The 19,325-nt window shown below is 35.5% G+C and carries 18 protein-coding genes and 1 tRNA gene; 13 read left to right on the top strand and 6 right to left on the bottom strand.

The features are described from left to right. Nucleotides 1-15: 15 nt before the first annotated feature. From HW347_RS05395 to HW347_RS05385, 3 genes are all read right to left on the bottom strand, one after another. Nucleotides 16-1,275, bottom strand: a complete 1,260-nt coding sequence (locus HW347_RS05395; protein ID WP_214610909.1) for a dihydroorotase — start codon at nt 1,273-1,275, stop codon at nt 16-18. After that, the gene (locus HW347_RS05390) at nt 1,272-3,224 is read right to left on the bottom strand and encodes a BatA domain-containing protein (protein WP_225901828.1); all 1,953 of its coding nucleotides are present in this window, start codon (nt 3,222-3,224) and stop codon (nt 1,272-1,274) included. Before HW347_RS05390 ends, HW347_RS05395 begins: the two co-directional genes overlap by 4 nt. 82 nt (nt 3,225-3,306) lie before the next feature. Then, nucleotides 3,307-4,314 (bottom strand): glycosyltransferase family 2 protein, encoded by a 1,008-nt coding sequence (locus HW347_RS05385; protein ID WP_214610908.1) that lies wholly within the window; start codon nt 4,312-4,314, stop codon nt 3,307-3,309. A 229-nt stretch (nt 4,315-4,543) separates the two neighbouring features. On the opposite strand from HW347_RS05385, the gene HW347_RS05380 reads away from it, so the two are divergent. From HW347_RS05380 to HW347_RS05330, 11 genes are all read left to right on the top strand, one after another. Then, on the top strand, nt 4,544-8,764 hold the full coding sequence (locus tag HW347_RS05380) for a PQQ-dependent sugar dehydrogenase (protein ID WP_214610907.1): 4,221 nt from the start codon (nt 4,544-4,546) through the stop codon (nt 8,762-8,764). A 117-nt stretch (nt 8,765-8,881) separates the two neighbouring features. Beyond that, nucleotides 8,882-8,966, top strand: a tRNA-Ser gene (locus HW347_RS05375). 371 nt (nt 8,967-9,337) lie between these two features. After that, entirely contained in the window at nt 9,338-9,502 is a 165-nt protein-coding gene (locus HW347_RS05370; protein ID WP_214610906.1) for a Lacal_2735 family protein, read from the top strand. A gap of 15 nt (nt 9,503-9,517) precedes the next feature. Then, nucleotides 9,518-9,919 (top strand): DUF2452 domain-containing protein, encoded by a 402-nt coding sequence (locus HW347_RS05365; RefSeq protein ID WP_155596232.1) that lies wholly within the window; start codon nt 9,518-9,520, stop codon nt 9,917-9,919. Between the two features lie 7 nt (nt 9,920-9,926). Then, on the top strand, nt 9,927-10,217 hold the full coding sequence (locus HW347_RS05360) for a TIGR03643 family protein (RefSeq protein WP_194535169.1): 291 nt from the start codon (nt 9,927-9,929) through the stop codon (nt 10,215-10,217). Further along, entirely contained in the window at nt 10,218-11,336 is a 1,119-nt protein-coding gene (locus tag HW347_RS05355) for an FAD-binding domain-containing protein (RefSeq protein WP_214610905.1), read from the top strand. Further along, entirely contained in the window at nt 11,333-12,787 is a 1,455-nt protein-coding gene (locus HW347_RS05350; protein WP_214610904.1) for a cryptochrome/deoxyribodipyrimidine photo-lyase family protein, read from the top strand. The genes HW347_RS05355 and HW347_RS05350 overlap by 4 nt, the downstream gene beginning before the upstream one ends. Before the next feature lie 4 nt (nt 12,788-12,791). Continuing rightward, on the top strand, nt 12,792-13,421 hold the full coding sequence (locus HW347_RS05345; RefSeq protein ID WP_214610903.1) for a flavin reductase family protein: 630 nt from the start codon (nt 12,792-12,794) through the stop codon (nt 13,419-13,421). Continuing rightward, complete coding sequence (locus HW347_RS05340) at nt 13,421-13,549, top strand: DUF2256 domain-containing protein (protein ID WP_214610902.1); 129 nt, start codon at nt 13,421-13,423, stop codon at nt 13,547-13,549. Before HW347_RS05345 ends, HW347_RS05340 begins: the two co-directional genes overlap by 1 nt. Continuing rightward, nucleotides 13,546-15,027 (top strand): cryptochrome/photolyase family protein, encoded by a 1,482-nt coding sequence (locus HW347_RS05335; RefSeq protein ID WP_214610901.1) that lies wholly within the window; start codon nt 13,546-13,548, stop codon nt 15,025-15,027. Before HW347_RS05340 ends, HW347_RS05335 begins: the two co-directional genes overlap by 4 nt. A gap of 18 nt (nt 15,028-15,045) precedes the next feature. Further along, nucleotides 15,046-15,543, top strand: a complete 498-nt coding sequence (locus HW347_RS05330) for a CIA30 family protein (RefSeq protein WP_214610900.1) — start codon at nt 15,046-15,048, stop codon at nt 15,541-15,543. Nucleotides 15,544-15,550: 7 nt separating this feature from the next. Here HW347_RS05330 and HW347_RS05325 read toward each other — a convergent pair whose 3' ends face one another. Next, nucleotides 15,551-15,973, bottom strand: a complete 423-nt coding sequence (locus HW347_RS05325; RefSeq protein WP_214610899.1) for a hypothetical protein — start codon at nt 15,971-15,973, stop codon at nt 15,551-15,553. Beyond that, nucleotides 15,973-16,497, bottom strand: a complete 525-nt coding sequence (locus tag HW347_RS05320) for a glutathione peroxidase (protein ID WP_214610898.1) — start codon at nt 16,495-16,497, stop codon at nt 15,973-15,975. The genes HW347_RS05325 and HW347_RS05320 overlap by 1 nt, the downstream gene beginning before the upstream one ends. Nucleotides 16,498-16,706: 209 nt before the next feature. Here HW347_RS05320 and HW347_RS05315 point away from each other — a divergent pair, with 209 nt between their 5' ends. Then, on the top strand, nt 16,707-17,468 hold the full coding sequence (locus HW347_RS05315; protein ID WP_214610897.1) for a CDP-alcohol phosphatidyltransferase family protein: 762 nt from the start codon (nt 16,707-16,709) through the stop codon (nt 17,466-17,468). A gap of 27 nt (nt 17,469-17,495) precedes the next feature. On the opposite strand, the gene HW347_RS05310 is transcribed toward HW347_RS05315, so the two are convergent. Further along, on the bottom strand, nt 17,496-17,909 hold the full coding sequence (locus tag HW347_RS05310; protein WP_214610896.1) for a 6-pyruvoyl trahydropterin synthase family protein: 414 nt from the start codon (nt 17,907-17,909) through the stop codon (nt 17,496-17,498). A 150-nt stretch (nt 17,910-18,059) separates the two neighbouring features. On the opposite strand from HW347_RS05310, the gene HW347_RS05305 reads away from it, so the two are divergent. After that, nucleotides 18,060-19,322 (top strand): NAD(P)/FAD-dependent oxidoreductase, encoded by a 1,263-nt coding sequence (locus HW347_RS05305; protein WP_214610895.1) that lies wholly within the window; start codon nt 18,060-18,062, stop codon nt 19,320-19,322. The last annotated feature ends 3 nt before the right edge of the window (nt 19,323-19,325 follow it).

Raw genomic sequence — 19,325 nt, 5'->3', positions numbered from 1 at the left:
TTTATGGTGATTTTTCTAATCGTTTTTGATGTGCTGGTTATTATTAATAGTACTGTAGACTCTGCCTTTTAATTCAGCCCCTATAAACATACTGTTTTTTGAGGTAGATTCTATGTGCTTCTCAGTAAAAACATAAGTCTCATTAGGATTAAAAAGTGTTAAACAAGCTGCTTCACCTTCCGTTATTTCGGGGGATTTTAATCCGTATCGTTCTCGCCCTTTTGAAAGAAGTGTAATCACTGTTTCTATATCTAAAAGTTGGTTTAGACTGCCAAAAGCAGATTCTAGGCCAATGGTTCCGTTAGAAGCATTGTCAAATTCCACTCGTTTCTCCTCAATATTCATTGGAGTATGGTCACTGGTCACAAAATCTATGGTACCATCTTTCAATCCTTTTAAAAGAGCCTTGGTATCTTTTTTGGTGCGTAGGGGGGGCATCACCTTGTATATGCTATCAAATTCCTCTAAAACGGAATCGGTATAAACCAAATTATGAATGGCTACACTACAACTTACATTCAGTCCTTTTTTCTTGGCATCTGCAATCAGCTTTACAGAGTTGGCTGTAGAAATGGTTGGTATATGTAGTTTTCCTCCGGTATATTCTAATATAAAAAGGTCTCTTGCTATCTGGAGTTCTTCTGCCAAAGTAGGGATTCCTTTTAGCCCTAGTTTAGTTGACACTTCACCTTCATTAACAATACCTTTTCCTGCAATTTTAGTATCCAACGGGAAAGAATAGACCAATCCATCAAAGTTCTGTACATATTGCAAAGCAACTTTTAGAAGGTTGGCATTGGTCATAGGAAGCTTATAGTCATAAAAACCAACAGCTCCAGCATTTTTCATATCGTATAGCTCGGCTAAATCAATACCATCTGCTTTCATGGTTAAATTGCCAAGAGGGTATAGGTTAGTTGCTAGGCCTGTGGCCGCGCTTTTAAGATATACAATATCGGAACTACTATCAGGGGAAGGGTGTGTACTGGGGTTGAGAATTACATCTGTAAAACCACTTAGTGCTGCAGTACGCAATCCGTTTTCAATCGTTTCCCGTTCCTCGTAACCCGGTTCACCAAAAGAAACACTGCTATCAAACCAGCCAATGGATACATGTAAATTTTTATGCTTAATCACCTGAGTTTTACTTTCAGGCTCTATTTTGGCAGCAATTTTGGCTATAACACCATTTTTGATATGAATATCGCGAGTCTTCAAATGAAGTACTTCGTTATCTTTATCAATTATTTTTGCCGATTTTAAGAGAATGTTCATTTAAGATATTTTTGAATAAGTACTTCAATAAACAGCAATGCCAACGCTAAAATAACAAACCATTTCCAAAGATCTGTTACACTGTTGTCTTTTTCAATGCTTTCGAACAAAGTTGAGATAGAGGTTGATGTAGATGCCATTTTTTGTTCGGTGACATTCAAATACGAAAGATTGCTTTCGTTTCTATTATAATTAAAGCTGATGTTCTTTATTGGTTTTTCATTTTGTAGTACCGCATAGCTACCATCTTCCTGTAAACTTTCATTAAAAGAGAGCGAAACTTTATTACTTAAAGACTGCTGTTGCGGAATAAACTCATAATCCCCCTTCTTCAACTTAAGGATATCGTCTTGAGCTAGGGAAGTGGGTACATCTATTGAAACCGATTGTCCCAAGACGGAATACAAAGGAGCCAATTTTAAACTTCCGACAGCCATGTTGTAAAAAGTAGGTACTACTAAAGGCGAGTTGATAAAGTTTGAATTTTGAATAGATAAAGAAGTCGTAAATAAAAAGAAAGACTTGCCGCCCACCAAAAACGGTTCGTTACCTTGAAATGCCAATACCGTTGGAGTCCCTGTTTTTATTTTATAAAACTCGGAAGTTTTTGGGTATTGAAAATTGGTTACATTTTTTTCAAACACGTCCTGATATAGTGGATGTGAAAACGAGATATTCGTTATCTCACGCTCATCTCGTACCTTTTGCAAAAAGGTGGTAGAGGCGTAGTTACCAGTCAGTAAATTATATGAATTTAAATCGATATCAGCAGCAGGAATAATTATCAAGTGTCCGCCATTATCTGTAAAGGCCTTTAAACTGGTTGTTAATGAGCTAGGAATCTGCTGTAAATTGTTTAGAATAATCAAATGCTGATTGACAAGATTGCTGTAGTTCAAGCTTCTTAACTCGGTTGTCGTAAAAACAAACTCATCTTTGGTAAAAATTCGACCTAGAAATTTGTTTTGAGCATCTCCTATAGCAAGCACTTTTATTTTCTCCTTTTTACCAATAGAAAAATATAGTAGATTGTCATAAGTAAGACCGGAGTCCGATATTTCTATTTTTCCGTCAAAAGCTTCATTTTTAGGAATCGAAAAACTTGCCACTCCATTTTTTGAATCATTAAACGAAGCCGATGTTTTGGCTATAAGTTTCTCGCCGTTGAATAGGGAAACAGGGATATTTTCTATATCGCCAGAACCTGAAAGATTGACTAAAAGATTTAGGTTCTCTGAAGTTTCAGATTCAATATAAGCGGAATCTATAGCTACATTTTTCACTTCGTCTGCACGTAGTGTTACCCAATGCGAGCTTATATTTTGTAAATTATCTATTTGAGAGCTGGCCATCAGTTGCTGAAAATCAGATAGGATAATTAGGTTTTTGTTAGTAGCATTGTCTGCAGAGAAAAGTGTTTTTCCTTTTAGATAAATCTCATTTAGCTTTAATTGTTTGTTGCCAGTATTTAAGGTAAGAAGCTCATTTTGAATATCTTGCAATGTAGAATTTCTAAACGTTTTTGTATTTGTAAAGAGTGAGAAACGTTCTGCCTTAGGCAAGCTTTTTATTAGTTCCTGTACGGCATTTTCCAAGAGTGTAGTACCTTCTTCTTTTAACTGCATACTAAAGGAATCATCTAAATAGATAACTGTTTCCTTTTGTTTTAAGGCTGATTTTTCTGCAAAAAAGGGTTGAGCAAAAGCAAATATAAAAGCGGCAAGCAATAACATTCGGGTAAATAGTAACAACCACTTTTTTAACGTATTGCTCTGTCTCGATTCTGAAACTACCTTCTTTAAAAACTTAACGTTCGTAAATGGCGTCTTCTTAAAACGACGTAATTGGAATAAATGAATAAAAATGGGAATCAGGAGAAGAAAAAGGGCCCAAAAGAGTTCTGGATATTTAAACTGCATTTCCTGTGTTGAATTATCAAAGATAGACATTTCGTCCTTTATTGCTACAGTAGGTAAAAAGATATTTAATCGGTCTTAAAAAAAAAGAGATTTAAAGTCTGATAATTAGTTTTTAGCAGAAAAAGAAATAGTCTTTCATTGGTTTTTGATTGATACCCAAAAAGAATTTTCTAATATGAACTTGCGCATCTGCATTGGCAACACTAATAATACTTTGGGCGTTTGGTAGTTCTTTAAGTTTACTAAAATGAAACATTTTTTTACCATAGATATGTTTGCCAATTTTTTTAGGATTGTCGCAAACCCAATAAAAATCTATGTTTTGTTCTTGTAGTGCTTTTACGATTTCTTTTCCCTTGGCACCTGCACCCCAAACAGTTAAAGGCCTGTTGGGATTATAGTTAAGTTTTAGGAAATAACGAAGTTTAATATCTAGAAAATAGTTTTGAGCATAATGCTCGCTGGTTCTAGAGGTTCTAGTATCATAATCACGCCACAAATGCAGGAGTTTTGAACAGGGAATACATTTAAGTCCGTTTTCATAAAAACGAAAAGCAAGGTCATAATCTTCCGGATATAGGTCTGGGACGAAAGCACCACAGCGGTCTAGATCTTCTCGAAAAACCATCCAACAAGGGGATGGGATGACACACTCTTTGTAGATTTCTGAATAGTTGTTTCCAGTCTCTGTTAGTAAATTTAACCATTCTTCATAGCGTTGATAACCGTTACTAATACCACGGTGAGAAAAATAACGAACTTGTCCAACTGCTAGGTGACCTTTTCCATTCGCTAAAAGCGACTCTACCATGGTTTCCAGCTTTTCCGCTGTCATAATATCATCAGAATCCATACGAGTAATGAATTGGCCTTTGCTTTGTTTGTAAGCAGTTCGCAAGGCTTCTATTATACCACTTCCTTCATTATCAAAGAGCTGTATACGTGAGTCGTTTTTGGCATATGAATTCACCAAATTACGGCTACCGTCAGAACTTTCGTCATTAACTGCAAGAACTTCCCAGTTTTCATATTTTTGTTCTAGAATAGAATCAAGACATTGATTTAGAAATGCTTCCGTGTTTTTAAAAGGAATAAGAATACTAACAAGGGGCTGTTGCATGGGTGGCAATTTAGCAAAAATGATGTTGCTTATATAGAAAGAGAAGATAAATTTATGTTGTATCATTGCTCGTTTGTAGGGTGTCGTTCATCGATATAATTTATTTTTAAGCGTTCGTTTTTACCCTCTCATCGATTTTAAGATTAATTTAAATAATAGGAATTAGAACACTATGAAATTGAATTATCGTAAAAAGACTGGCATAATATGCCTTATAATTACTGTCTTTTTGACCTTTTCCTTTGTACCATTTATTTATGGCCCAGGACTTGAAAATGCCGATCCAATGGGTGCCTATCTTAACGGGGTTTTTCCATCTTCAACGCCAGCAAGAATAGAAGATGCTAATGCTAGTTACAGTGTAGAGAATGCATTTCCAAACCTAACCTTTATAGACCCAGTAGATATGGTTGAGCTACCTGGTGGAAATGAATTTTTGATAATGGGCCTTCAGGGGCACTTATGGAAAATAGCTAATGACGCGAGCTCCAGTTCTAAACAGTTGCTTTTGGATATCTCTGACAATGTTGTGAACTATGCAGATGGTGGTATGTTGGGTATGGTTTTGCACCCGGAATATGGTAAAGCTGGCTCCCCGAATTCTGAGTATATCTATGTCTTTTACCGTTATACACCTGTTCAAGGAACTGACAGGGTTGACTCAGTGGTAAGTGGTTATATGCGCCTTTCCCGATTTAATCTGCCCGTAGGAGCAAATGCCATAAACCCTTCTAGTGAGGAAGTTCTTATCAATATTTTTGACCGAGACGACTGGCACAATGGTGGTGATATGTTTTTCAATCCTCAAGACGGGTTTTTATATCTTGCAGTAGGTGATGAGGGTGCTAAAAATGATAGTTATAACGTAACACAACAAATTGATAAATACCTGTTCAGTGGAGTTTTGCGAATAGATGTTGATAAAAAAGGAGGAGAAATCAGCCACCCTATTCTAAAACAACCAATTAATGCGGGCATTCCTCCAAATGGATGGCCAGATTCCTTTACTCAAGGTTATTATATACCTAATGACAACCCTTGGACAAATCCAAACGGCGGCAATCTAGAAGAGTTTTATGCTATTGGCACTCGAAGCCCACACCGAATTAGCCTTGATTCCCTAACGGGTGATATCTGGATTGGCGATATTGGACAGAATGCAAAAGAAGAAGTAAATCTCGTTAGAAAGGGAGACAATTTGCAATGGCCTTATCGCGAGGGTGATCAAAACGGACCAGCCGTTATGCCAAGTCCGCTTATTGGAAACGATAGACCACCAATTCATGCCTATGGTAGAGCTACGGGAAGGGCTGTTATTGGCGGAATGGTTTACCGAGGAAGTCTATATCCTGAATTGAATGGAAAATATATATTTGGCGACCATGAAACGCAAAATGTATGGGCTCTTTCAAAGACAGGTGAAAACACAAGCGATGTATCCTATCTTCTTAAAGTTCCTTTTAATGGAACAGGTAGTAAGGACGGTATTTCCTCTTTTTTTACGGATTCCGATGGTCATATGTATATCCTAGATTTATATGGCACAGCAGAAGATGGCGGTACGATTCATAAAATTGTGCGCTCTGGGGCTATAAGTGACCCTCCCGCTAAACTTTCAGACTTGAACATATTTACTAATTTACAACCCCTTGAAACTATTGACGGAATTGTTCCGTATGATGTAAATTCACCCTTATGGTCAGATGGGGCAGAAAAACGAAGATGGATTGCTCTGCCTAATGATGGAGTGCATAACACTTTAGCAGAACAAATTGGTTTTCAGAGTGAAGAGAATTGGTCATTTCCTCCGGGCACTGTGGTTATAAAGCAGTTTAATCTTCCGACGGATGACAGTGATTCTTCTAAAGTTATAAAGTTGGAAACTCGTTTTTTGATTTTCACAGAAAATAACGATGCCTACGCTGTTACCTATAAATGGAATGATGAACAAACGGATGCCTTTCTTATAGGTTTAGATGAATCTGTTTCGCAAAACTATAAGGTTAAGAAAAAGGACGGATTGGTAGTTGAGCAAACTTGGGATTTTCCTACACGTGATCAGTGTATGCAATGTCATAACAGCGTTGCTGGGTATTCGCTCGGGTTAAAAACACGGCAACTCAACAAAGATTTTACCTACCCCTCTACGGGAATAACAGGTAACCAATTGGAAACTTGGGGTCATTTAAATATGTTTACGGATGATATACCTTCTCACACAAAGTTACCGGCATCTGCACATATTAATTCCGAAAATACTAGTGATGAAATGAAGGTTCGCTCGTATATGGATGCCAACTGTGCATACTGTCATCGTCCTAATGGGGTAGAAGGTGTATTTGATGGTCGAGCTATGACGGCGCTTTATGATCAATCTATAATTAATGCAGATGTAGAGAGTCACGCTTCTGTTAAAGGGGATAAAATTGTAAAACCAAATGATATTTTAAACTCTGCCCTTTATGTTAGGGATGCAAGCACTTCCGACAACCGCATGCCTCCAATAGGGCGTAATATGTTGGATGAAGATTACCTACAGACGCTGATTGGATGGATAGACGGATTAGATGTTAGCGGCCCTAAGACTTTAGAAGATGGTTGGTATACTTTGCAAATGGGAGACTTAAATAAGTACCTGACCATTGAGAATGCCTCGCTTTTAACTAATGCAAAAGCAATAAATAGTATTTCAGATTCTGGTGATAATGCCAAATGGTATGTGGAAGAAATGGGAGGGAACAAATATCGCATTAAAGCAATGCATTCTGATATGGTTTTATCTCTCCGCAATTTAAAATCTGAACGTGGGTCGAACGTGGTTCAAGAAGTTTGGAATGGTAGTCAACATCAACTATGGTATTTTAAAGATTTAGATGGGGAAAAATTACGCATCGTGAGCGCTTATAATGGCCTCGCACTCCATATTCCAAATGGAATTACAGAAAATAATAGTGGGTCAGTAACTTGGTCACTAAGCAATTCAGAAAACCAACAATGGAAATTAGAGTCTGTAAGCGACGGAGTAGGCTTATCTGATATAGGAGAAACCGGGACTATAAACGCAAATCATAACTGGACTAGCGTAAGTTTAAACAGAACATACAAGAATCCAGTAGTTGTAGCGGGCGGACCTACTTATGAAGGCGCCAACCAAGTAACAATACGGGTAAAAGATGTTACGAGGTCTAGTTTTAAAATACGTATTGATGAATGGGAGTGTTGGGATGAAAGTCATGTAACAGAAACAATCCCTTACATTGTTGTAGAAGCAGGTGTACATGAGCTTGCAAACGGCAAATTATTACAAGCAGGAAATGTAGAGGGCAGAGACCACCAGTGGTATACACAGCAGTTTAATCGCTCCTTTAAAGAGAAACCATTGGTATTCGGTCAATGTGTAACAGAAAATGAGGTAGAGGCTGTAACTGTATTCTTTGATGAACGTTACTCGAACACATCGCAACTTCGTATAAAATTAAAGGAACAGGATAGCTCGGTAGGAGGGCATTCACCAGAAATAATAAGTTGGTTGGCAGTAGAGCCTGGTACATTTTCTGATGAAAATTCTGCGTTTGAGTTAGCTAACACCGGGCGTAAGGTTAATCATAATTGGCATACTATTCACTTTGATCAAGATTATGATAATAAGGCCATATTCATAGGTGGACTTGGGTCAGAATATGGGGGTGATGCCGCTACAATGCGATATAAAGAACTGACGGGAAGCAATGTTTCCGTATTTGTTGAAGAGGAGAAGTGTGGTGACCCTGAAACTGATCACACTACCGAAGAGATACATTATATGGTTTTCAGTGCGGCGGGCTCTTTAATGGGAAAAACTCTTGAGGAAAGCCCAAATACTGAAGACTTGAAGTTGAGTGGACTACCAGGTAATTTTTATTTTGATATCGTTTCGGCAGATAAAAAATCACATGTTGTTAACATTGATTGGACCGTTACGAACGATACAGAAATTGAATCTTTCGTTGTAGAAAAATCGGTGAACGGTGATGATTTCAGTATGGTTACCGATCAACCTGGTTCAAGACTAGCAGGAAAGAATGAATATAGTGATTCTGATTATCATCCGATAATCGGAAAATCGGTCTACAGAATTGCAGCTGTTACGTCCAATGGCGAAAAGATGTATTCTAATGAGGTAGAGATAAATTTTGAAAACCCAGGGAACAATATCCTGCTTTTCCCTAATCCAATAGATAGATCTCAAACACTGACGGCCGATATTTTATTAGCTGATAGTGAAGAGGAAGAAAATATTAAATTAAGCATCTACAGTTTAGATGGAAGTTTGGTCCGGTCATGGTCTAAAACTATGGGAAGTAAACAGTCTTTTGAGCAGTTAAGTACAGATGATTTGAGAAGTGGTGTTTATATTTTACAAGTAAATGGGGCAAATTGGACGCAGTCGCGTAAGTTTATGGTAAGATAATGGCTGATTAGTGCCATTACTATTGAACCAAAAATAAAAATCAAAAAGACCCTTGCGGAATTGAAAAAGGTTACTATATTTGCACCCGCATTCAGGGAATACCTGATGAGGCACTCAGGAGAAATGGCAGAGTGGTCGAATGCGGCAGTCTTGAAAACTGTTGAGGGTCACACCTCCGGGGGTTCGAATCCCTCTTTCTCCGCATAAAGTCCTGTACAAGGCATATTAACCCTGTAAATCAATGATTTACAGGGTTTTTTATTCTACTCGGTTTTAAAGATATCATTGAAATCTAATTATTAGAAATCGTTTTGATTTTAGATAAAGATGATAGGAGCTAATGTGCAAGCTGCTTATTTCATGATTGCTAAACACTCAATCCTATCAGCATAATTATACCTCAAGGGCTTTATATATTGAAACTATCCTTTAGGGTTTATTAGATAGCGAAATTTATAATTCAACATATAATTAAATTTTGTTTAACTTAATTTATAAATAGTTAAACATTTTGTATCTTTATGTCATGGTTCTTGGATTCTATTTTTGAGAACTTATAAAGTTGAAATAAATATGTTCGGATTATTTAAAAAGAAATCAGAGAAAGTTAAACTTCAAGGTCAATATGAGCTTCTTTTAAAAGAAGCTCATAGCTTGTCTACCACCAACAGGAAAATGAGTGATCAGAAAATCTATGAAGCGGAAGAAGTAATGAAGCAACTAGAAAAGTTGAGCTAATACATTTTTACACCAATGGTAGAAGATAAAAAACCTGATAATGTAGTTTTCAATCCGGAAACTAAAAAATACGATGCGGCTCTCAAGCCTTATGCAACCTCTGTTGGAGCTCCGGTAATTACGATTACAGATACAATTGCCTGGAAGAACAGAAGTATAAGTAAAGTAAACCATAAGATTGAAGCAAGATATCTTGAGTTAAAGGCGGAATATGATAAAATGATGCAAGAGTTTGAATTCAACAAACTCATTTATAATGCAAAATTCAATTTTGAACCCATTATTGGTAAAGTCTATCATTTATATAAGAGGGAAAACGGAGAATCTTTTCTTTCCATAATAGCACCAGAAGAATGTAGATTTAATGCATTAGGAAGCTTTTATTTGAATGCAGACCAAATTTGGGAAAAAATCTAGTTTTAGTATGACAACAGAAACAAAACAATTTACAGAAAGAGAATTAGACCGTATAATAGAAATGGCTTGGGAGGACAGAACACCTTTTGAAGCTATTCTGTTTCAGTTTGGTTTACCGGAAAAGGAAGTCATTAAGGTTATGCGTGGCAACCTTAAGGAATCTAGTTTTAAGCGTTGGCGCAAACGCGTTAATAGTGGAGTTAGCCAAAAGCATTTAAAGAAACGCAGTTCAGATATTACTCGTTTTAAATCTTCGCGCCAAAGAGCTATTTCAGGGAATAAAATAAGTAAGCGATAAATGGAATTGTTTGAAGACCAAGATTCTATTTTTCCAACTTCATATTCTGAAATTCTTCAGCGTATTCGTAATATTGATCCGGTTAAGTATGGTAAAACACGAAATTTTGTAAATGGTTCAGTTACCTATTTGTCTCCCTATATTTCTAGAGGAATTATTTCAACAAAATTTATTCTTTCTGAAGTTTTAAAGCGAGGCTATCAACCTGCACAAATTGAAAAATTTATTCAAGAATTGGCTTGGCGAGATTACTGGCAACAAGTATGGATTGCTAAAGGAGATGCTATTAATTCGGATTTAAAAAATCAGCAAACACCAGTTTCCAATCATTCAATTTCAAAAGCTATTGTTGAAGCAGATACGGGTATTGATGCTATTGATAGTTCTATTAAGAAATTTTACGATGAGGGTTATTTACACAATCACCTAAGAATGTATATTGCATCTATGGCGTGTAATGTGGCCCAAAGTCATTGGAAAGTTCCTGCACAATGGATGTATTATCATTTACTAGATGCAGATTGGGCTAGTAATGCGTTAAGCTGGCAATCTGTTGCTGGGGCAAATGCAAATAAGAAGTACGTTGCCAATCAGGAGAACATCAATAAATACAGCTTTACTCAACAAAAAAACACCTTTTTAGATGTGCCTTATGAAGCTTTTAGTGGATTAGAGGTCCCTGAAATTTTAAAAAAGACTTCAACCTTAGTTTTACAAACGCCCTTACCAAAGAAGCAAACGATTACTATTGATAAAGACATGCCTGCTTGTATCTATAATTTCTATAACCTAGATCCGTTATGGAAAAAAGATACTACTGCAAATAGAATTTTGCTATTAGAACCTTCACATTTCAGAAGCTATCCTGTTTCCCTAAAAACACTTGATTTTATATTCACTATTTCTGCCGAAAATATAGAGAATATTCAGGTTTATGTAGGCGAGTTTAATGAGTTCATTTCTGATTATGAAACAAAGGACGTTTATTATAAAGAACATCCTTTAAATAAGCATTATGAAGGTTTTGAAGAGCCAAGAGAATGGATGTTTGATGTGCAAGGGTATTATCCGTCTTTCTTTGCTTTCTGGAAAAAATGTAAAAAGCAGCTTACCTATTGAAAAAGCAGGCTATACATATTGTTTGGTTAAAACGTGATATTCGTTCGCAAGACCATGAGCCCTTGCTAAAAGCGGAGCAAGCAGGTATACCGTACCGCATTGTTTATTTGTTTGAGCCTAGCTTTATAGCGTATCCAGATACGAGTCCACGGCATTTGCAGTTTATATATCATTCCATTGTGGCTTTAAACAAGACACTGGCACCCTTTAATAGAAACGTAGATGTATTTTATGGAGAAGCTAGTGATGTGTTTAAGCATCTTCAAGAATGTTTTGATGTAAAAGGCATTTTTAGCTTTCGTGAAAGTGGCACTCAGTTTACTTGGCACCGTGACAAGAAAGTGAAATCGTTTTGTAAAAAAAATAGTATTCTTTGGGAAGAATCCCAACGGGATGGTATTTTAAGAGGTATCAAAAACAGAGACGATTGGAATAAGCAATGGCACGCTAAGATGCATGAGCCTGTGATTCAAAACAAGTTTTCAGTTTCAGAAGAAAAGCCATTTACACATCATTTTATAATTCCTGTAAAATTAGAATACCAATTACAATTATACCCAAAACAGTACCAACCTGCGGGGGAATACAATGCTTGGCGGTATTTGAAATCATTTGCTGCTCAAAGAGGTTTTAATTATAAAAAGCATATTTCAAAACCAACAGAAAGTAGAACGGCCTGCAGCCGTTTATCTCCTTATTTGGCTTGGGGTAACCTAAGTGTTAAGCAAGCTTTTCAGTTTATAGGAATACACCCTAACGGAACAAAAAACAGCGATACTTTTTCTGCTATGCTTACTCGTTTGCATTGGCATTGTCATTTCATACAGAAATTTGAAGTAGAATGTCGTTATGAGACGCATTGTATTAATAATGGATATGAATTACTAAAACATGAAAAGAACGAAGCTTTTATTAAAGCTTGGAAAACTGGTACAACCGGTTATCCGTTAATTGATGCATGTATGCGGGCTGTTGAGCAAACCGGGTGGGTAAATTTTAGAATGCGCGCCATGGTGGTTTCATTTTTAACACTCAATCTAGACCAAGATTGGCGGGACGGCACTTATCATTTGGCAAGACAGTTTTTAGACTATGAGCCAGGTATTCACTATCCACAGTTTCAAATGCAAGCTGGTACTACGGGTATTAACACGGTACGTTTATACAACCCGATTAAGAACTCGAAAGAACACGACCCACAGGGTATATTCATTAAAAAGTGGATTCCAGAACTCGGTAATATACCAATCGTTCATATTCATGAGCCTTGGAAAATGACAGCAATGGAACAAACTTTTTGTGGTGTTATAATAGGAGAGGATTATCCTTTACCCATTGTAGATTTACAAGAAAGTGCTCGCGCAGCCAGAGATAAGATTTGGGGTCATAAAGAACATCCCGCAGTGCAGCAAGAGAAGAATCGCCTTTTAAATACCCACGTCAATAGATAATAATATGATGTATACTAAAGAAGATATAGTAAAACTAGACCGTGTTACTAAACTAAAAATAATTAATTCGGTTACGGGAATTAAGCCGGCTAATCTTATAGGTACTATAAATAATAAAGGACAGACTAATCTTGCTATTTTCAGCTCTGTGGTACACTTAGGCAGTGACCCTGCGCTTCTAGGCTTTATCGCTAGACCACGAACGGCAGAAGTGGGGCATACGTATCGTAATATTCTAGAAAACGGAACCTATACTATTAATCACATTCATCCTGAATTTGTAAAAAATGCACATTACACTTCGGCAAAATTTGATGTAGATATTTCTGAATTTGAACGATGTAAACTTACGGAAGAATACATAACTAATTTTAAAGCTCCCTTTGTTAAAGAAAGCAGTTTTAAAATAGGAATGCGTTTTGTAGAAGCAATTGATATTAAGCACAACGGAACGACTTTGATTATTGGCGAAATTGAACATTTGATATTGCCGGACAATGCTATGATAGACGGAGATATTGATTTAGAAACAACCAACGCCGTGGGTATTTCAGGTTTAAATAGTTACTACTCCTTAAAAAAGATAGAGAACCATCCTTATGCTAGGTTAAACAAGATGCCTGAATTTGAGTAATGAAAAAACAACATCTTCCTGAGAAAATATGCATTGTTTGTGAGCGGCCATTTACATGGCGTAAAAAATGGGAGAGAAACTGGGACACCGTAAAATATTGTAGTGAACGTTGTAGAAGGAACAAATGAAAAGTATCAACTTAATATTTCCACATCAATTATTTAAAGAGTCACCACTTTTTGAAGTGGATGCGCCCATATATATTATTGAAGAATATTTATTCTTTAAGCAGTACCCTTTCCACAAGCAAAAAATAGCGTTTCATAGAGCTACAATGCAGCGGTATGCCAGTTTTCTAAGAGAAGATAAAAACCTTGAAGTATCTTATATTGAAGAAACGGATGTAACTTCTGATATTAGAGAGCTCATCCCAACATTAAAGCTCCAGGGAATTGAACATATTAACTATATAGACCCAACGGATAATTGGTTACAGAAGCGGATAGAAAAAGGCTGTTTAGCAAATGATATTTCAACAACGATACTCAATTCACCTTTATTTTTAAATACGAAAGAAGATTTAGCGACTTTTTTTAGAACCGATAAAAAGAAATACCATCAAACTACCTTTTACACTGAGCAGCGTAAAAAGCGAAATATTTTAATAGATGCTGATGGTAAACCTACAGGTGGAAAATGGACTTTTGATGCGGAAAACAGAAAGAAATATCCTGCTAAGAAAACGCCTCCTTCTATTCAATTTCCAGATGTAGATATCTATTATGAAGAAGCTATAACCTATGTAGAAAAGCACTTTTCTAATCATTTAGGAATTCTAACAAAACAGTCCTTATATCCAACAAGTTTTGAAACAACCCAAATGTGGTTGCATCAGTTTTTTGAGCAACGCTTTATGGAGTTCGGTACCTATGAAGATGCAGTGGTTGCTGAAAATTCTATTTTAAACCACAGCGTTTTAACGCCCATGCTCAATGTAGGTTTAATAACGCCTAAAGAAATTATTGAAGCTTGTTTACTATATGCTGAAGAAAACAAGGTACCCATCAATTCTCTCGAAGGTTTCGTCCGGCAAATCATAGGATGGCGAGAGTTTATGAGAGGTATTTATGAATCTAGAGGTAGTGAAGAGCGCACAACTAATTTCTGGAAGTTTAAAAGAAAAATACCGTCTTCTTTTTATGATGGAACAACTGGTATTCCGCCAATTGATCAAACCATTAAAAAAGTATTACAAACAGGGTATTGTAACCACATAGAACGTCTAATGATTTTAGGTAATTTTATGATGCTGTGCGAGTTTGATCCGGATGAAGTCTATACTTGGTTTATGGAACTTTTTATAGATTCTTATGATTGGGTTATGGTCTCTAATATTTATGGAATGAGTCAATTTGCAGATGGTGGGCTTATGGCAACCAAACCCTATATCAGTGGCAGTAATTATTTATTAAAAATGAGCAACTATAAAAAAGGGGAGTGGCAGGACACTTGGGATGGGCTCTTTTGGCGTTTTATGCATGTACATCGCGATTTCTTTTTATCAAATCCGCGCTTAGGAATGCTAGTGCGAATGTTTGATAAGATGCCTGCTGAGAAACAGCAACAGCATTTAGAGAATGGACAAGCTTTTTTATCGACTTTATAAAGTAATTAAATATTTCTAATGACAACACAACTTTACACTATTTTCGATTTCAATGCAGTGAATGATATTAACGATTGGAAAGTGATAGACGATGTTGTCATGGGCGGGAAGTCATGCGGAACCGTCCATTTAAATAATGAAGGCAAGGTTATTTTTGAAGGGCATGTTTCATTAGATAATAATGGTGGTTTTTCTACTTTAAAATATCGTTTCAATGATATAGTTACAAAACCATATTCAAAGATTATTTTGAATATAAAAGGTGATGGTAAAAAATATCAGTTTAGATTAAAAAAGAACGTATCAGATGATCATTCTTATGTGTCATACTTCAATACATCAGAAGATTGGGGAGTTATAGAGTTGCTTCTAGCAGACATGTATCCTACTTTTAGAGGTCGTAAGCTAAATATTCCAAATTATGATGGTAACAGTATTCAGGAGGTTGCTTTTTTAATAGGTAATAAAAAAGCAGAAGATTTTAAACTAGAAATTGGTTCTATCGTTTTAAAATAAACCTACTCTACAGACTCCAATAAGCATAATAAGTAAAGCTAAATATAAATAGCAACGTCCATAATATGGTTCGCGTCCAATTCTTTTTAACGAGTGAAATCAACATTTTTTCACTAACTATTCCTTTTGAGATTTGAGAATGTATAGGTACAAACTGCAAGAAAGTAGATGCCCATATAAGAACAATACATACTATGCTTATTACGGTATATAAATTAGCCACTACAATAACTTGATAGATAGAAATGGCAAGTTGGCCAAGCATTAATGGTATGACTATGGTGCTAAAACGAGCAGTGTAAGCATTATGCCAAACAATTAGATTTTGAGTTTCATAATGAAGAAAACTCGGGTAGACAATACGTTGTATAATCCAAATTAAGACAACAAGGCCAAAATCTAATAGAAGCCTAATGATAGCTATTGACATTATAAATGTTTGGTTATTTTAGAACTCATAGGTTTAGTAATTGAAAAATAATAATCAATTAAATTCCCTTTGTCATCTAACAAATATTTTTGAAAATTCCACTTCACACTAGAGCTTTTTTTGCTATTTAATTCTTTGGAGGTTAGCCATTTATATAAAGGGTGTTGTTTGTTTCCTTTTACATCAATCTTTTCGGTGAGTAAGAATTTGACTCCAAAATTCAATTCACAAAACTCTTGAATTTGCGAAGCATCACCAGGTTCTTGTTTTCCAAATTGGTTGCAAGGAGAACCAATAACAACAAGTTCTTCCTTGTATGTGTCACTTAAAGTCTGTAGCTCTTTGTATTGTTTTGTAAACCCACATTCAGAAGCAACATTCACAAAAAGTATTTTTTTTCCTTTATAATCCAAAAGAGATATAGGTTTACCATCTAAAGTATTGATAGCTATATCATAGACGGATTGTTCTTTTGTGTTAGAAGAAGTACTTGGGGACAGTTTTGCTTTATTAGTTGTTTTCATAGCTAAATTTTAAAAGATGTAATTACCTATCTACATCATAAACAAAGTTACAATTTCGTTTAATTAATAATGTAAAATGATAAACAAAATTAACGGGTTAAGCTAGGCTTTATCCATGAGGCTATTGTACATTTACCAATTACTTATATAATTATATATTCTAATGGATTTTTGGTGATAGACTCAAAATTTCAGAATTAAAAAGTAGCATGTCTAAATTACCAAAAGAGCATAAATTCATAGACCTTTCTGATTATGGAAGACCTATTGCAAGACTGATAGCAAATTCGCTTAAAGAGACTTCATATACACCTATTGATGTGACGATATGGTTTATAATCTCGGGTTTGATAGCTGTTGTTTGTATTATACTTGGTTATTATTGGGCTGCAGCTTTTTTCTTGATATTCAAATCAATATTAGATGCTGCCGATGGGGAGTTGGCAAGAGTAAAAAACACACCTTCGTACACAGGCCGCTATCTTGATTCTGTTGCAGATATAATTTTAAACCTGTTTATTTTTACAGCACTTTGGTATACCACAGAGGCCAATTTAATGTATAGTTTTTTTGCTTTTTTAGGAATTCAACTGCAAGGTACTTTATATAATTACTACTATGTTATTTTAAGAAATAGTGTAGATGGCGATACAACAAGTAGAGTTTTTGAATATGATTCTCCAACAGCTTTAAAAGGAGAGAAGCAAAAAAATGTAAATATTCTCTTTGGATTTTATAAAGCGCTTTATGGCGTTTTTGATAAAATTATTTACACCTTAGATTCAAATGCTTCTAATGGCAAACGACTCCCAAACCTACTAATGACGGCTTTGTCAACATTTGGTCTTGGGTTCCAACTGCTGACTATAAGTTTGCTTTTGGTTACAGGCTTTAAAGAGTACATTATTCCGTTCTTCTTGTGGTATTCCTTAATGATTATTGTCTTTATTAGTATTAGAAAGCTGTTGTAATTATAGAAAGGCAGTAGTAATCCCAATTTACGCATAAGGGTATTCCACAAAGTTTCTTGGCGTTTCATATAACTTTATTCGTAATTCTAGACCTTCATCTAACTCCGCCTTAAGAATGTCATAAATTACCATTGCGATATTTTCTGCGGTAGGATTTAAACTTTCAAATTCTTTGGTATCTAAGTTTAGATTTTTATGGTCAAATCTGTCCAATACTTTATCTTTAATAAGGCCAGAAAGAACTTTTGTATCTATTACATAGCCGGTATTTGGATCACAAAAGCCAATAACCTTAACTTCCAGATCATAATTATGTCCGTGATAGTTGGGGTTATTACATTTACCAAAAATCTTGAAGTTTTTTTCATCGCTCCAGTTCGTGTTATGCAATCTATGAGCTGCATTAAAATGTTCACAACGTGTAATGGCTATTTTGTTCATATATGGTATAAGTATCGGCTATGTGTTATTTACCTTTGAGATAAAGATAAATGTATTTTGTTTATTTTTAGCAGTTAATTGTTAAACAAAAATAAGAACTATTAAATTAGCCTAGTAAAAGATTATTCTATTTTGATAAATGATTTAATTATGAAAAAACAGGACTTTAAAATACATATTATAGGTGCTGGGGTCAGTGGTTTAATCGCAGCTACCGTTCTGGAACAAAATGGCTTTTTTCCTGTTATTATTGAAGCTACTGACCGCGTTGGTGGAAGGGTTAAAACAGATACTGTAGATAGGTATCAATTAGATCATGGCTTTCAGGTGTTGCTCACGGCTTATCCTGCAGCTCAAAACTATCTAGATTTTGAGGCTTTAGATTTGCAAAAGTTCTTGCCTGGTGCCGCTATTTTTAAAAATGGTAAACAATTGGCTATTGGGGACCCTCTACGAGATTTCTCGCTATTATTCCCCACATTACTATCTGGAGTTGGAACTCTCTCTGATAAAATTAAAATACTTAAACTTAATAGTAAATTAAAGACAAAAACATTGTCAGATATTTTCTCTGATAAAGAGCAATCTACTTTGTCTTATTTAAAACAATTAGGCTTTTCCTCTGAAATTATAGGAGATTTTTTCTCACCATTCTTTAGTGGTATTTTTCTTGAAAACAAGTTAGAGACATCTAGTAGAATGTTTGAGTTTGTATACAAAATGTTTGGAGAAGGGTATGCTGCTTTACCAAAATCTGGAATTGAGGAAATTCCAAAACAGCTGGCAAACAATCTAAAAAACACAACCTTCAAATTCAATACAAAAGTAACATCCGTAAAAGATGCCGAAATAACACTTGAGGATAATACGAAATTAGAAAGTCATTATTCTATAGTAGCCACAGATGCGAGTAGTTTGATTTCTAATTTAAAAAATCAGTCAACTGAATGGAAATCATGTGATACCTTATATTTCGAAACAGAAAATAGAGTTATTAAAAAGCCACTCATAGGTCTTGTTGCTGAACCAGGAACGTTAATCAATAATATTTTCTACCACACAAGTTTGGAAACTAATATTATACCGAATAAAGAATTGTTATCGGTAACAGTAGTGGAGAATCAAAATTTAAAAGGCGAAGACCTTACTGAACGGGTGAAATTAGAATTAAAGGAGCACTGTGGAATTGATTCGTGCAAGTTTATAAAACAGTACAGTATACCAATGGCACTTCCTAGATTGGACAACCTACAATATGACATGTTGCCATCTGAAACACGGTTAACAACAAATATATTTTTAGCCGGAGATACACAATTAAATGGTTCGTTGAATGCAGCTATGATTTCTGGAGAAAGAGCTGCGCTTTCTGTTGTAGAAATAGTCTCTAATACCATTTCTTCCAATAGGTAGTAA

It is taken from the genome of Zobellia barbeyronii (genome assembly GCF_018603515.1).
GTDB lineage: Bacteria > Bacteroidota > Bacteroidia > Flavobacteriales > Flavobacteriaceae > Zobellia > Zobellia barbeyronii.
This window is presented reverse-complemented; position numbering and strand designations above follow the sequence as displayed.

Excerpts from the sequence above, each read along its gene's own strand:
- HW347_RS05395 (WP_214610909.1), bottom strand. The coding sequence starts at position 1,275 with ATGAACATTCTCTTAAAATCGGCAAAAATAATTGATAAAGATAACGAA.
- HW347_RS05390 (WP_225901828.1), bottom strand. The coding sequence starts at position 3,224 with ATGTCTATCTTTGATAATTCAACACAGGAAATGCAGTTTAAATATCCA.
- HW347_RS05385 (WP_214610908.1), bottom strand. The coding sequence starts at position 4,314 with ATGCAACAGCCCCTTGTTAGTATTCTTATTCCTTTTAAAAACACGGAA.
- HW347_RS05370 (WP_214610906.1), top strand. The coding sequence starts at position 9,338 with ATGTTCGGATTATTTAAAAAGAAATCAGAGAAAGTTAAACTTCAAGGT.
- HW347_RS05365 (WP_155596232.1), top strand. The coding sequence starts at position 9,518 with ATGGTAGAAGATAAAAAACCTGATAATGTAGTTTTCAATCCGGAAACT.
- HW347_RS05360 (WP_194535169.1), top strand. The coding sequence starts at position 9,927 with ATGACAACAGAAACAAAACAATTTACAGAAAGAGAATTAGACCGTATA.
- HW347_RS05355 (WP_214610905.1), top strand. The coding sequence starts at position 10,218 with ATGGAATTGTTTGAAGACCAAGATTCTATTTTTCCAACTTCATATTCT.
- HW347_RS05345 (WP_214610903.1), top strand. The coding sequence starts at position 12,792 with ATGATGTATACTAAAGAAGATATAGTAAAACTAGACCGTGTTACTAAA.
- HW347_RS05340 (WP_214610902.1), top strand. The coding sequence starts at position 13,421 with ATGAAAAAACAACATCTTCCTGAGAAAATATGCATTGTTTGTGAGCGG.
- HW347_RS05335 (WP_214610901.1), top strand. The coding sequence starts at position 13,546 with ATGAAAAGTATCAACTTAATATTTCCACATCAATTATTTAAAGAGTCA.
- HW347_RS05330 (WP_214610900.1), top strand. The coding sequence starts at position 15,046 with ATGACAACACAACTTTACACTATTTTCGATTTCAATGCAGTGAATGAT.
- HW347_RS05325 (WP_214610899.1), bottom strand. The coding sequence starts at position 15,973 with ATGTCAATAGCTATCATTAGGCTTCTATTAGATTTTGGCCTTGTTGTC.
- HW347_RS05320 (WP_214610898.1), bottom strand. The coding sequence starts at position 16,497 with ATGAAAACAACTAATAAAGCAAAACTGTCCCCAAGTACTTCTTCTAAC.
- HW347_RS05315 (WP_214610897.1), top strand. The coding sequence starts at position 16,707 with ATGTCTAAATTACCAAAAGAGCATAAATTCATAGACCTTTCTGATTAT.
- HW347_RS05310 (WP_214610896.1), bottom strand. The coding sequence starts at position 17,909 with ATGAACAAAATAGCCATTACACGTTGTGAACATTTTAATGCAGCTCAT.
- HW347_RS05305 (WP_214610895.1), top strand. The coding sequence starts at position 18,060 with ATGAAAAAACAGGACTTTAAAATACATATTATAGGTGCTGGGGTCAGT.